Origin of the sequence: Pseudomonas sp. RW3S2 (assembly GCF_014268955.1) — a bacterium.
In the GTDB taxonomy this organism is placed as follows: Bacteria; Pseudomonadota; Gammaproteobacteria; order Pseudomonadales; family Pseudomonadaceae; genus Aquipseudomonas; species Aquipseudomonas wayambapalatensis.
In genome coordinates this window covers 214,400-227,499 of the sequence record NZ_JABWRM010000007.1, presented here as the reverse complement: position 1 = coordinate 227,499, position 13,100 = coordinate 214,400, and the positions used below count along the sequence as shown (strand labels likewise).

Sequence of the window (13,100 nt, the reverse complement as noted above, 5' to 3'; positions counted from 1 at the left end):
CCCGCAGGGCCGGGCAGCACGAACGTGAGGCCTGGTTCACGACAGCCGTCCGCGAATGCGGCCCGCCCAAGGATCAGCGGTGCAGTTTGCTGAAACGCTCTACAAGCAACGAGGGTGCAATTGAATTCCACGTGTCAAGGCCTGAAGTTTTGTGAAACAGGTAAATACCGCAACCCACAAAGAATCCCCCTGTCAGCAGTCCTATGACTGAGGCGCCCGAGCTGATAAAAGCCCATTGCAGCGACATCGAGCGGCTGCCCATCAAAAAATCCGATCCGAAGACCAGGGCAATCCAGCTCAAAACAAATGCCACAGCAGCCCAGATCGTAGCAATTACCCAAAAATGCAACTGCACTTTGTAGCGCATGCTTGGCACGCGTAGGAGCCTGCCACTGGCAGTCTTGGCTGCAAGAACAATTGCAGTATTTTTAACCTTGTTTTTTGAGTTCTGCACAAGAGCATAGAACTCAACATGAGATCCTTGCTCTAACTCTTCATAAATCTGAATCGGAACTTTGACATTGGGGGGCTAACACCCCATCAATTTTCATGATGGCTTGCACGAAACCCGAGAGATGGTCGAAAACTCGAATATCCTCTAGGCAGCCAGCAAATTTTAGGTATTCAAACTTTATAAACACTTACAGCTCCTTGCTCGGGCCCAAATTTCAGGCAGGGGAAGGCCTTGGGCACACCTTGGCGTGCTCAGGCTCGATCTAAATCAGTGCAGTTGAGTATTGGGGAAGTGGTCACCCACCAGGCGGCAAAAGTCCCTCAAGCTATGGCGCCCACCATCACGGCGAAAGGTAGCCACGACGTACTTGGAGTTCATGGTCGTGATCACCCAGAACTTGCCTTCTTTCTTAATATTCACGATGTCGGATGTCTGGATCAGATGCCCATCGGAGAATCGGCGAATCGGCTATGAGGCCCTTGCCGCACATGCCCGAAGACGACGCCAACGGCACTGAGTCGATGAATGTGGACATTCACCAGAGACGCGGTGACCTCGTCCTCGTACTCTTGGCCTACAGCTCGAGCAATACGCAACAGGTCGAAGTCCGAATAGCGCTTCACGAGGTAGTCCACCTTCACCGTGTTGACCTCTGACATCCCTAAGCCCTCCGAGGCTCTCCAGCGTTGGCCTGAGCCATACCGCGTCGATAGAGCTCTTTGACCCCGTTTAGCGAGTCGACACCGAGACCCTGCTCATGCGTATCGATGTACACAGCACCACCCTCTACTTCCAGAACACAGACGGCCACACCAGCCTGGTTGTGTCCCATCGAAAGCGACGTGAGCTTCTCCATCTTCCAACTGCCATCCTTGTTCATCCAGGATGGAGTGACAGTTTGGACTTCCTGCACAACCAAGCTCTCATCTTGGGCTACCAGCAGCGTTGGTTGCTTTCGTCGATTTCTACCGGCATGACGTTACCCTCCGCAGGTGGTTACGAGTGTGACCACAGCGTGCTTCGGGTTGCTGCATCGTTCCGCCGGGCGGATGCTGCCGCACTCCGGGCAACTGTCGCGGTCCACCTTTCAATACGCCACGAGGCGCTGGTGTGGAGAAGCCCATGGATTCCTGGTGGCAGAATGTCTGGCAAGCGATACGGGTAGAGTTCACCGACATCACCGATGAAGGCGAGGTGACGCGGATTCTCGTGCGTCTGCTGATGGCGGCGGTGCTTGGCGCGGTGTTGGGTTTCGAGCGCGAGCACAAGGGCAAGTCGGCCGGGGTGCGGACACACATGCTGGTGTCCATGGGTGCAGCCCTGTTTGTGCTGGCACCGAGCATGGCCGGTGCCGATGCACAGGCGCTGAGCCGGGTGATACAGGGGATCGTCGCCGGGATCGGTTTTCTCGGCGCGGGCACCATTCTCAAGGGCCATGCCCAGGACACCAATCACGTCAAGGGGCTGACGACGGCGGCAGGCCTGTGGATGACGGCGGCGATCGGCACGGCGGCGGGCATGGGTCGCGAGGCGACGGCGTTGGTCAGCACGGTGCTGGCGTTGCTGGTGTTGAGCAGCATGCCGGTGCTGGTGGAGAAGGTCGAGGGGGAGGGTGGTGAGGCGAATAATGAGGAAAACACAAAGCACTGAGGGGAGCCGAAGCTCCCCTCAAAGCGTTGTTGCCTGCTCTTTTTATTATTGAAAACCGGCCTGTTGTTGTTTTTGTCAGCCTGTTTCGGTGTAACCGGGCCCCTATCCGGGGCCAAGAGCAAACGTATTTTTTTGGGCGCTGACCTGCCTTCATCATTGCTGATCCGATCCTGACAGTCGCTACCTCAAGGTAGTTTTGTTGTTCTGCGTCAGGTCGCGGGGACGAACCCCTGGAACGCGTGTCTACTCCAAAAAAATCTGCTTGCTGCGCCTCTGCCGTGTTGTTCTTGTTATGTCAGAGCCGGTGCATGTTGTTTTTATTGGGGTGTCACGTTTTTTTATTTTTGTTGTGCCAGAGATAAAGCAGATGCCGTGCCAACTTTTCAATATCCATTAAAATCAATGGCTTAGAGATTTGAGGCGATTTTTCACGACCTGAAAATCTCTCGAATTGTTTCCGTGTTACCCGACTTTTTGCTGGGTGGACGGGGCCGGGTAACACTTTTGACACAGTCGTGTGGTCGGGCGCGGCTTACCCCTGTGCGAATGCCTTCAGTCGCTCGCCATCCAGGCGATAACGTACCCATTCATCTTGCGCTTCTGCGCCCAGCGCCTGGTAAAAACCGATAGCCGGTTCATTCCAGTCCAGTACGCTCCATTCCAGGCGCCCGCACCCTCTGGCTACGGCCTCGCGAGCGATGTGCCGCAGTACCTGGCGACCAGCACCGCCGCCGCGTTGTTCGGGGGTGATGTACAGGTCTTCGAGGTAAATGCCGTTGCGGCCCAGCCAGGTTGAGTAGCTATAGAAGTACACGGCAAAGCCGATGGCCGTGCCGTCGCGCTCGCACATCAGGCTGTGCACGGTGCTGCCTTCATCGAACAGGCTGTGCTCGATATCAGCCAGGGTCGCTACCACTTCGTGGCGGGCGCGCTCGTAGTCGGCAAGCTCGGTGATGAAGGCGAGGATCTGGGCGGCGTCGGTGCGGCGGGCAGGGCGAATGGTCAGACTCATGAAGGCTTCCTTGTGGTTGGCGGGCACCATGGTAATGGGCCTGGGCCGGCTTGCCGAGATGTAAAGCAAGCTTGACATTGTGCGCGGCCTCGCCCTCAATGTAAAACACACTTTACATCCGAGGCTGTTGGCATGCTGCACAAACGTCATGTGATTTCATTCGTCCTGTTCCTCGTCGCCTATATGGCCTGTGTGCTGGTCAGCAGCCATTTCCTCGCGTCCATGGCGCCAGGGGTTGCCAAGACCCTGGTGGCGCTGGTGCCGGTGCCGGCCATGATCGGTATGGCCTGGGCTGTGGTGCAGCAACTGCGCAGCCTCGATGAAATGGTCCGGCGCATCCAACTGGAGGCATTGGGGCTGGCATTCGTCGCGACGGCGCTGTTGACCTTCAGCTACGGTTTTCTGGAGACCGCAGGCTTCCCACGTTTGTCGATGTTCATGGTCTGGAGCCTGATGGGGCCGTTGTGGGCGCTGGGGACCTTCATCGGGGTGAGGCGTTACCGTTGAACAACCGCATCCGTGAATTGCGAAGTGGGCGTGGCTGGTCGCAGGCCGAACTGGCCGAGCGACTCGGTGTTTCGCGCCAGACTGTCAACGCCATCGAGACCGGCCGCTACGATCCCAGCCTGCCGCTGGCCTTCAGCATTGCCGGCGTTTTCGAGTTGAGTATCGAAGAGATCTTCGATCCCTCTGCGGCGGTACAGTGATGTGTATAGGTGTAATTTAAGGTAACTGTACCGGTCTGCGCGAGAGGGGTTCCGCTAGTGTGGCAGGACACGATAATCAGTACCTGACGGAAGTCCCTGCCATGCTCGGCTCATACGATCTGCTCACCGCATTCATCCTGTTTGCCTTCGTTTCTTCGATCACCCCAGGGCCGAACAACACCATGTTGCTGGCGTCCGGCGTCAACTTCGGTGTGCGCCGTTCGATCCCCCATGCGATGGGCATCAGCATCGGCTTCATGCTGATGGTGCTGGGCGTGGGGTTCGGGCTGGGCGAACTGTTCAAGGCCTGGCCGCCGCTGTACAGCATCCTGCGCTACGTGGGGGCTGCCTACCTGCTGTACCTGGCATGGAAGATCGCCACTTCCGGGCCGGTCTCCGGGGACGCCGCAGGGACGCGCAAGCCCCTGAGCTTCTGGGGCGCGGCTGCTTTCCAGTGGGTCAACCCGAAGGCCTGGGTCATGGCGGTCGGTGCGATCACGACCTACACCCCGGCCCAGGGCTATGTGCTCAACGTCATCGTCATCGCCGCGCTGTTCGCCCTGGTCAACCTGCCGAGCGTTGGGATCTGGGTCATGTTTGGCAGCGCCTTGCGCAACCTTCTGCAAAATCCTCGCTGGCTGATGCTGTTCAATGTCCTGATGGCCTTGCTGCTGGTGATTTCGTTGTATCCGCTGCTGTTTGTAGAATCGTCGTTTTCCTAGTTCGATGAGTGCGGTACACGATGCAGCTGATTCCCTGGTCCCATGATTGCTCGGAAGGTTTCACGCTACGCGGCTGGCATTCCGAGCCGAGCGGCAAGCCGTTGCTGCATTTCTTGCACGGCAACGGTTTCTGCTGCCTGGCGTACGAGCCCATGCTGATGCGCCTGGGGGAGCACTTCGACCTGTGGTTGTGCGACGTCCAGGGGCACGGCGACAGCGATCACGGCGGCGCCTTTCGTGGCTGGAACCGCACTGCGGAGTTGGTGCTGGAGGCATTCGAGGCGGGGCGCCCGGTGTTTGACGATGTGCCGCGCCATGCGCTCGGGCACAGTTTTGGCGGGGTACTGACCGGGCTGATCCTCGCCAGCCGGCCTGGATTGTTCGAACGTGCCGTGCTGCTCGATCCGGTGTTGTTCAGTCGCCGCATGATCGGGGTGATGGGCGCAGCGGCACTGGTGGGCCTGCACCAGCGCCATGCCCTGGCGCGCAAGGCCGCAACCCGGCGCAGCCATTGGCCGGACCGCGAGGCGGCGCTGGCGTCGCTGCAGGGGCGGGGCATCTTCAAGGGGTGGAGTGATGCGGCGCTTCACGCATATATCGGCCATGCCATCGGCGATTGCGGCGAAGGTGTGGTGCTCAAGTGCCGGCCCAGCCGCGAGGTGGAGATCTTCAGCTCGTTCCCGGCGCGGATGTGGCCAAGCCTGCAGCGCATCACCACCCCGACGCTGATCCTGCATGGTGAAACCACCTACCCGTTCGTGCCGCATTCGGTGCGGCGCCTGGTGGGGCTCAATGCCAATGTCAGCGAGCGGCAAGTGGCGGGTGGGCATTGCTTCATGCAGGAAGACCCGGTGAGCGCCGCGCAGGCGGTCGAGGCGTTCCTGCGCGGTTGAGCCTGGTCAGGCCAGTTCCAGCCAGATGGGGGCGTGGTCCGAAGGTTTCTCCATCGCCCGCAGTTCGTAGTCCACGCCTGCCGCCTTCAGGCGTGGAAGCAGTGCCTGCGACGCCATGATCAGGTCGATGCGCAGGCCGCGCTTGGGTTCGTCCTCGAAACCGCGGCTGCGGTAGTCGAACCAGCTGAAACGGTCTGCCACTTCCGGGTGCAGGTGACGGAAGCTGTCCACCAGGCCCCAGCCCTTGAGGCGTTCCATCCACTCACGCTCTTCGGGCAGGAAGCTGCACTTGCCGGTCTTGAGCCAGCGCTTGGCGTTGTCGGCGCCGATGCCGATGTCGCAATCCTGGGGCGAGATGTTCACATCGCCCATCACCACCAATGGCTGGTCATTGCGGAACTGGTCTTCGAGCAGGGCCTGCAGGTCGCTGTAGAAGCGTTGCTTGGCCGGGAACTTGGTAGGGTGGTCGCGGCTTTCGCCCTGGGGAAAGTAGCCGTTCATGATGGTGATCGGGGTGCCGTCGGCATCGGCGAAGGTGCCCCAGATGAAGCGGCGTTGGGCGTCCTCTTCATCGGTACTGAAGCCCTTGACCAGCGACAGTGGCGCCTGGCGCGAGAGCAGGGCAACCCCGTAGTGACCCTTCTGGCCATGGAAATGTACGTGATAGCCCAAGGCCTGTACTTCGGCCAGCGGGAACTGATCGTCACTGACCTTGGTTTCCTGCAGGCCGATAACGTCTGGCTGGTGCTTCTCGATCAGCGCAGCCAGCTGGTGCGGGCGGGCGCGCAGGCCATTGATGTTGAACGAGACGATCTTCATGGAAAGCCGATCCTGGTAAAAGCTTCGGATGCTAGCTGACATCGGCCGTCATCACCAGCGTGGCAGCGTGGGGGGCGCGCTGCTAACGTGCTGGTGGGGGAACGATGTGCGATAGGACACCTCCAAGGCTCTGATACGTACATTCCAGGAGGATCATCGCAATGTCCGACGCCCCGGCGCATATCAGCCTGCTCGACGATGGCTACAGCCGCGAAGTGCGTTCGCTGCTCTACCATGCCTATCGCCACGAGCCGACCTTTGCCTACCTGTTCGATGCACAGCGCAGGGGTTATGAGCGACGCTTGCGAGTGATGGTGCGCGAATGGGTGCGCCAGCATTTCTACCTGCAGTTGCCGGCAATCGGTGTGCTGGTCGATGATCGCCTGGTCGGTGCGGCGCTGATCGTGCCGCCGCAACGTCGCCTGGGGGTGGCCGACAGTTGGGCCTGGCGCCTGCGCATGCTGTTGGGCGCGGGCAGGCGCTGCACGCGTCGTTACCTCGAGTACCAAGCGGCACTGGCCGCGTGCATGCCGAGCCAGCAGGTCCACGTGCTGCCTCTGCTGGGGGTGCACCCGCAGTTCCAGGGGCGGCATTATGGTGAGCAATTGTTACAGGCAGTACACGACTGGTGCGCCGACGATCCGGATACCCAGGGCGTGATACTGGACACTGGCAATGTCCATTACCTAGCGTTTTACGAGCGCCAGGGCTATCAGGAGATTGGCGAGGTCGCGATCGGACCAATCCGCGAGAGGGTATTCTTTCATCCGAATCCGCTGTCCTCTAATCCAGCAATTGCTTGATCGCAACTACCCGCAGCTTACGCTGCCGCTTCGCTCTGGTAGCATGCCCCGCATGACGTATTCAGGAAGACTCGGTTGGGGCGTGCTGTTGCTCGCCGCCAGCTGCACAGCATGGGGCCAGAGCGAACTGCTGGTACGGGTCAAACCGTCCAACAAGGCGCTGCAGGCCAATATCGAAGGCTACATCGGCAGCCTGGGCGATCGCGACGAGGAGGCCTTGCTGCGGTTCAGCCGGGGCGCCGAGGAGCAGGCGCGCAAGGCGGCCCAGGCGCTGGGCTACTACCAGGCGCAGATCGACACGCAGGTCAAGCCGCCGAGCAAGGCCGATCAACCCGTACAACTGATCATTCGCGTCGACCCGGGCGAGCCGGTGCGCCTGCGCAATGTGACCGTGCGCATCGAAGGCCCGGCGAGCGAGATGAAGGCCTTCCGCATTCCCGACAGCAAGGCATTGCGCCAGGGCGAACAGCTCAACCATGGTGTCTACGAGGACGCCAAGCGGCTGATCCAGAACCAGGCTTCGCGCTATGGCTTTTTCGACGGGCGTTTTTCCCGTCAGCGCCTGGCGGTAGACCCGCAAGCGGGCGTCGCGGATATCGAACTGGTGTACCAGAGTGGGCCGCGTTATCGCCTGGGCAAGGTGACCTTCGGCGGCGACGCACCACTGGACGACGACCTGCTGCAACGCATGGTCGGCTTCAAGCCAGGAACGCCCTACGACTCCGAGCTGGTGGCCGAGCTGAACAACGACCTGCAGTCCAGCGGCTATTTCGACGGGGTACGGGTCGATGCGGCGCCGACCGCGGCGGTCGATGACGTCGTGCCAGTGGACGTGCGCCTGGACACCCGCAAGCCGCGAACGCTGGGGCTGGGCCTGGGCTTCTCGACCGACGTGGGGCCACGGGGCAAGGCCAACTGGACGCGGCACTGGGTCAACCCCCAGGGCCACAGTTATGGTTGGGAGACCGAGCTCTCGGCGCCTCGGCAGAACGTCGGCCTGTGGTATGACATCCCCCTGGACCCTCCGCTGACCGACAAGCTGCGTTTTGCCGGTGGTTACCAGAACGAAGAGATCTCCGGCACCGACACCCTCAGCAAACTGCTGACTGTCGGCCCCGAATGGCACAGCAAGCTGCCCAGCGGCTGGCAGCGGGTGATCTCGCTGAAGTACCAGCGCGAGGAGTACCGCCTGGGCGACGATTCCGGGCTGAGCAACCTGCTGATGCCTGGCGTGAGTTTTTCCTACTTGCGCAGTGACAACCGCATCGACCCGCACAATGGCTATCGCCTGCAGTTCGACCTGCAGGCAGCCAAGGAAGGGCTGGGTTCCGACACCAACCTGGTGCATGGCAATGTCCTGCTCAAGGGCCTCACCACCCTGGGGCAGAACCATCGCTTCCTCGGGCGCGTGCAGTTCGGTGGCAGCGCTACCAACGGCTACCAGCAGAACGTCCCGCCCTCACTACGCTTCTTCGCCGGTGGCGACCAGAGCGTAAGGGGCTATGACTACCAGACGCTGTCGCCGAAGAACAACAAGGGCGACCGTATCGGTGGCCGCTACCTGGTGGCCGGCAGTGCCGAGTACCAGTATTCGCTCACGGAGAAATGGCGCGTGGCGACCTTCATCGACCAGGGCAACTCGTTCATTTCGCTGGAACTGCCCAGCCTCAAGACTGGCGTCGGCATCGGCGTGCGCTGGGTTTCGCCGGTCGGGCCGCTGCGCCTGGACCTGGCGCGCGCGCTGGATGATGACGGTGGTATCCGGCTGCATTTCTCCATGGGGCCTGAACTGTGATGCGTCTGCTCAAACCTGCGTTGTCGATCGTATTGGGCTTGTTGCTGCTGGTGGGGCTTTGCGCAACGCTGGTACTGGGAACGCAAGCGGGCAGCCGCTGGGTTCTGGGCCTGGTACCGGGGCTTGAGGTCGAGGACTTCCAGGGCCGACTGGGAGGCCAATGGCAGGCTGCGCACCTGGTCTGGGCCCAGGATGGCAGTCGGGTCGAGCTGCAGGCACCGCAACTGCAATGGTCGCCGTCGTGCCTGTTGCGCGCCACGCTGTGCGTGCAGCGGTTGCAGGCCGAACGTATCGACATGGCGTTCGCTGCGAGTGAGTCGCAGCCGGACACCGGGCCGTTGCAACTGCCTGAGTTGCTTTTGCCGATCGCCATCGAGCTGGGTGAGGTCAAGGTCGGTCAATTACGCCTGGATGGCAGCGAGCTGCTCGGCGACCTGCAACTGGCAGCCCACTGGACGACCGAAGGCCTGCGTATCGACGCCCTGCAATTGCAGCGTGACGACCTGCACCTGAGCCTGCAGGGCAGCCTGCTGCCCCAGGGAGATTGGCCGCTTCAGGCCGATGCCACGCTGCAGTTGCCGGCAGTGGATGGTCAGGCCTGGCAATTGGTGCTCAATGCCAAAGGCGACCTGCAGAAGACCTTGACCCTCGAGGGCACCAGCACGGGTTACCTTGAGGCTCAGCTCGAGGGTGAGCTGCAGGCGCTGGCCGATCACCTGCCCGCGACACTGCAGATCCGCGCGCAAGCGTTCCGTCCATCTGCCTCGTTACCTGATCCGCTGCAACTGAACCAGGTCAACCTTCAGGCCAAGGGTGACCTGCTCAAGGGATACCTGCTCAAGGGCACGGCCAGCCTTCCGGCCGAGCAGGGGCCAATTGCCCTGGCCCTGAATGGCAAGGTCGATGCCAAGGGTGCCCGGCTCGAGACACTGGATCTCACGGCCAGTGAGACACAGCGACTCGCGCTGCAGGCCAGTGCCGACTGGCAGCAAGGGCTGACGGCCGATGCCAGGATCGACTGGCTCGACTTTCCCTGGCTGCGCCTGTACCCGATGGACGAAGCACCGCAAGTTACGCTCAAGCGTTTCAATGCCCAGGTGCACTATCGTGACGGCACCTACAACGGTGATTTCAAGGGAGATCTCGATGGCCCGGCCGGTGCGTTCAGCCTGGCCAGTCCGTTCGCTGGCGACCTGACCCAGGTGCGCCTACCACAGCTGGCACTGCTTGCTGGCCAGGGCAAGGCGTCGGGAGCCGTGACGCTGGGCTTTGCCGACGCGATTACCTGGGATGTCGATCTGCAATTGTCGGCGCTCGACCCAGCCTATTGGCTGGCGGAGCTGCCGGGCACTTTGGCAGGTCCCTTGCGCAGCAAGGGCGAATTGAAGAACGAGCGTCTGCAGCTCGAGGCCCAACTTGACCTCAAGGGGCGCCTGCGTGGTCAGCCGGCGGTGCTCAAGGCTGATGCCAAAGGTGCAGGTGAGGCGTGGACGCTCGGTGCGCTGGCGATCCAGTTGGGCGACAACCGGATCAACGGCAGTGGCAGCCTGCAGCAGCGCCTGGCCGGTCGCATCGACCTCGACCTGCCGCGCCTCGGCCAGCTCTGGCCGCGTTTGCAGGGGCAGGTCAAAGGCCGCCTCGACCTTGCTGGCACGCTGGCCGCGCCGCAGGGTGTCTTTAGTCTTCAGGGGCAACAGCTGTCCCAGGCCGACAACCGCATACAGCGCCTGGACCTCGACGCACGCCTGGACAGCGCCCAGCGTGGACTGATCACCCTCAAGGTGGGCAATATCCGCCTGGGCGAAACCGCCTTGGGCAATCTTGATGCCACGGGCAAAGGTGATATCCGTCAGCAGGCGCTGACAGTGGCGCTGAATGGACCCCAGCTCAAGCTCGACCTTGCACTGGATGGCACGCTCGGTAAAGGTGATTGGCGTGGCCGCCTGGCCAGCGGGCGTATCCAGGCGGGCGGTCAGGACTGGCAATTGCAAGCCCCCGCACGCCTGCAACGCCTGGCCAACGGCCAGCTCGACTTCGGTGCACATTGCTGGCGCTCCGGCGCTGCCAGCCTGTGTGGCGAGGATCAGCGTCTGGCGCCGGATCCACGCTTGCGCTACCACCTCAAGCAGTTCCCCATCGACAGTCTGGCCCAGTGGCTGCCGAAGGATTTCGCCTGGCAAGGCATGCTCAATGCCGACATCAACCTGGATATGCCGGCCAGCGGCCCCAAAGGCACGGTGCGCATCGACGCCAGCGGCGGCACGCTGCGGGTCCGCGATAACGGGCGCTGGATCGACTTCCCCTACCAGACGCTCCGCCTGGACAGTACCTTGGCTCCGCGGCGGGTTGACACGTCGCTGGCGTTTCGTGGCGACCGGCTGGGTGAGTTGAACCTGTCGACACGCATCGATCCCTTGGGCCGGGACAAACCGCTTTCTGGCGAGTTTCGCCTTTCCGGGCTGGATCTGTCGATCGCCCGGCCTTTCGTGCCAATGGTCGAGCGCCTGGCTGGGCAACTCAACGGAGACGGGCGCTTGTCAGGTACCTTGCTGGCGCCACAGATCAACGGCAACCTGGTGCTTAGCGGCGGGCATGTCAGTGGCGCCGAGTTGCCGGTCAGCCTGGAAGACCTGTCGCTGCGTGCGCTCGTCGCCGGGGAGCAGGTACGGATCAGCGGTGATTGGCGAAGTGGCGAGGTCGGTCGCGGGCAATTGACCGGCGAGTTGGCCTGGGGGCAGGCGTTGGCTGTCGACTTGCGTTTGCAGGGCCAGCAACTTCCGGTCAACGTTGAACCCTATGCCGCTCTGGAGGTTGCGCCGGATCTCAACATTCGTCTGTCCGGCGACAAGCTGGCAGTGACCGGCAAGGTGCAGGTACCCAAGGGCAAGATCACCGTCCGCGAGCTGCCGCCTTCGACGGTGAAGGTCTCCGACGACACGGTAATTGTCGGCCACCAGACCGAAGAGGGCACGCCGCCGATGGCGGTCGCGATGGACATCGATGTCGAAGTCGGTCGTGACAAGTTGTCGTTCAGCGGCTTCGGCCTGACCGCCAATCTGCTGGGCCATGTGCACATCGGTGACAACCTGGATACGCGTGGTGAGCTGAGCCTGGCCGACGGTCGCTATCGGGCCTATGGCCAGCGCCTGACCATTCGCCGTGCGCGCCTGCTGTTCGCAGGCCCCCTCGATCAGCCATACCTGGACATCGAAGCGATTCGCAAGGTCGACGACGTCATCGCGGGTATTCGCCTGAGCGGCAGTGCCGAGCAGCCGACCACCCAAGTGTTCTCGGAGCCGGCCATGAGCCAGGAGCAGGCGTTGTCGTATCTCGTGCTGGGACGTCCCCTGGGCAACTCGGGCGAGGATAACAACATGCTGGCTGAAGCGGCCTTGGGCCTGGGCCTTGCCGGGAGCGCCGGGATTACCGGCAGCCTGGCCTCGAGCCTGGGGATCGATGATTTCCAACTCGATACCGAAGGTTCGGGCAACAAGACCAACGTGGTGGCCAGCGGCAACCTGACCGAGCGCCTCAGCCTGCGTTATGGGGTCGGTGTGTTCGAGCCGGCCAACACCATTGCACTGCGGTACAAACTGAGCAAGAAGGTCTACCTGGAAGCGGCCAGCGGGCTGGCGAGCTCGCTGGACATCTTCTACAAACGCGACTTCTGACCTGCTCGGCGGACAGTGGCGGCTTCTATGAACTGGTTGCTGTCCGCGCCCGGCTCCGGGGTGGGTTTGGGCGGTGTGCGCAGAGGCAGGATCAGGTTGGTGTACTCCTCGATCAGCCGGTTGATCGCTTCGGGCGGCTCGCAGGCCTGGAACTGCATGCGGATCTGTACTTCGTCGGGGTCGCGTCCTTCGCCACGGCGCGCCTGGGCGCCCACGGTGACTTTGAAGTGCGAGCACGAAGTGGTCTCGTTCGCCTGCTGCAGCACTTCCTGGCGGGCCTGTGCGTTCTTCACGTGAACCGACAGGTCGACCTGCATGCGCTCCAGGGCCAGGCCCTTGGCAGACACCAGGGCAATCAGTGGGATGCGCAGGGTGTGCGTGTCGTCCATCGCCACTTCGACCATCTTGGCACGCATCGGCATGCCGGGCTGCTCGGCGTCCACGTCGAAGAACTGATCGAAGAGTCTGAGGTACTGTTGGGCAATCAGAGTATTGGTTGCCGCGGCGGCTTCCTGGAGTCCGCGCGTGATGTCGCGCAGGTCGGTGGAAGTCATGGGCGTCGGTTGAGGGTGTT

The 13,100-nt window shown here is 62.0% G+C and carries 14 protein-coding genes and 1 pseudogene; 8 read left to right on the top strand and 7 right to left on the bottom strand.

The window, feature by feature from the left end; all coding sequences use genetic code 11:
* Window positions 1-73 precede the first annotated feature (73 nt).
* The 4 genes and pseudogenes from HU748_RS26245 to HU748_RS26430 form a co-directional block, all read right to left on the bottom strand.
* Window positions 74-367, bottom strand: coding sequence for a hypothetical protein (locus tag HU748_RS26245; protein ID WP_189657655.1), 294 nt, complete (start codon window positions 365-367; stop codon window positions 74-76).
* A gap of 354 nt (window positions 368-721) precedes the next feature.
* Entirely contained in the window at window positions 722-874 is a 153-nt protein-coding gene (locus tag HU748_RS26720; protein WP_346655470.1) for a hypothetical protein, read from the bottom strand.
* 17 nt (window positions 875-891) lie between these two features.
* A complete protein-coding gene (locus HU748_RS26715) occupies window positions 892-1,113 on the bottom strand; it encodes a hypothetical protein (protein WP_346655469.1) in 222 nt (73 codons plus the stop codon).
* 2 nt (window positions 1,114-1,115) lie between these two features.
* Window positions 1,116-1,397, bottom strand: a pseudogene (locus HU748_RS26430) (hypothetical protein); the annotation flags it as partial.
* 179 nt (window positions 1,398-1,576) lie between these two features.
* Here HU748_RS26430 and HU748_RS12680 point away from each other — a divergent pair.
* Complete coding sequence (locus tag HU748_RS12680; protein ID WP_186663979.1) at window positions 1,577-2,104, top strand: MgtC/SapB family protein; 528 nt, start codon at window positions 1,577-1,579, stop codon at window positions 2,102-2,104.
* A gap of 532 nt (window positions 2,105-2,636) precedes the next feature.
* On the opposite strand, the gene HU748_RS12675 is transcribed toward HU748_RS12680, so the two are convergent.
* Complete coding sequence (locus HU748_RS12675; RefSeq protein WP_186663981.1) at window positions 2,637-3,116, bottom strand: GNAT family N-acetyltransferase; 480 nt, start codon at window positions 3,114-3,116, stop codon at window positions 2,637-2,639.
* A gap of 132 nt (window positions 3,117-3,248) precedes the next feature.
* Between HU748_RS12675 and HU748_RS12670 the strand changes: the two genes are divergently transcribed.
* The 4 genes from HU748_RS12670 to HU748_RS12655 all read left to right on the top strand — a co-directional run bounded on the left by HU748_RS12670 (window position 3,249) and on the right by HU748_RS12655 (window position 5,438).
* The gene (locus tag HU748_RS12670) at window positions 3,249-3,623 is read left to right on the top strand and encodes a hypothetical protein (protein ID WP_153772723.1); all 375 of its coding nucleotides are present in this window, start codon (window positions 3,249-3,251) and stop codon (window positions 3,621-3,623) included.
* A complete protein-coding gene (locus tag HU748_RS12665) occupies window positions 3,620-3,823 on the top strand; it encodes a helix-turn-helix transcriptional regulator (RefSeq protein ID WP_054891534.1) in 204 nt (67 codons plus the stop codon). The genes HU748_RS12670 and HU748_RS12665 overlap by 4 nt, the downstream gene beginning before the upstream one ends.
* 101 nt (window positions 3,824-3,924) lie before the next feature.
* On the top strand, window positions 3,925-4,545 hold the full coding sequence (locus tag HU748_RS12660) for a LysE family translocator (RefSeq protein ID WP_186663983.1): 621 nt from the start codon (window positions 3,925-3,927) through the stop codon (window positions 4,543-4,545).
* 20 nt (window positions 4,546-4,565) lie between these two features.
* Entirely contained in the window at window positions 4,566-5,438 is an 873-nt protein-coding gene (locus HU748_RS12655; RefSeq protein WP_186663985.1) for an alpha/beta hydrolase, read from the top strand.
* 6 nt (window positions 5,439-5,444) lie between these two features.
* Here HU748_RS12655 and xthA read toward each other — a convergent pair whose 3' ends face one another.
* A complete protein-coding gene (gene xthA, locus HU748_RS12650; RefSeq protein ID WP_186663987.1) occupies window positions 5,445-6,257 on the bottom strand; it encodes an exodeoxyribonuclease III in 813 nt (270 codons plus the stop codon).
* A 161-nt stretch (window positions 6,258-6,418) separates the two neighbouring features.
* Here xthA and HU748_RS12645 point away from each other — a divergent pair, with 161 nt between their 5' ends.
* The 3 genes from HU748_RS12645 to HU748_RS12635 are packed head-to-tail and all read left to right on the top strand — an operon-like array spanning window position 6,419 to window position 12,526.
* On the top strand, window positions 6,419-7,060 hold the full coding sequence (locus tag HU748_RS12645) for a GNAT family N-acetyltransferase (RefSeq protein WP_186663989.1): 642 nt from the start codon (window positions 6,419-6,421) through the stop codon (window positions 7,058-7,060).
* 52 nt (window positions 7,061-7,112) lie between these two features.
* Window positions 7,113-8,855, top strand: coding sequence for an autotransporter assembly complex family protein (locus tag HU748_RS12640; protein WP_186720594.1), 1,743 nt, complete (start codon window positions 7,113-7,115; stop codon window positions 8,853-8,855).
* A complete protein-coding gene (locus tag HU748_RS12635; RefSeq protein ID WP_186720593.1) occupies window positions 8,855-12,526 on the top strand; it encodes a translocation/assembly module TamB domain-containing protein in 3,672 nt (1,223 codons plus the stop codon). The genes HU748_RS12640 and HU748_RS12635 overlap by 1 nt, the downstream gene beginning before the upstream one ends.
* On the opposite strand, the gene HU748_RS12630 is transcribed toward HU748_RS12635, so the two are convergent.
* On the bottom strand, window positions 12,508-13,080 hold the full coding sequence (locus tag HU748_RS12630) for a DUF2589 domain-containing protein (protein ID WP_186663995.1): 573 nt from the start codon (window positions 13,078-13,080) through the stop codon (window positions 12,508-12,510). The two genes, HU748_RS12635 and HU748_RS12630, sit on opposite strands and share 19 nt — an antisense overlap.
* Window positions 13,081-13,100 lie beyond the last annotated feature (20 nt).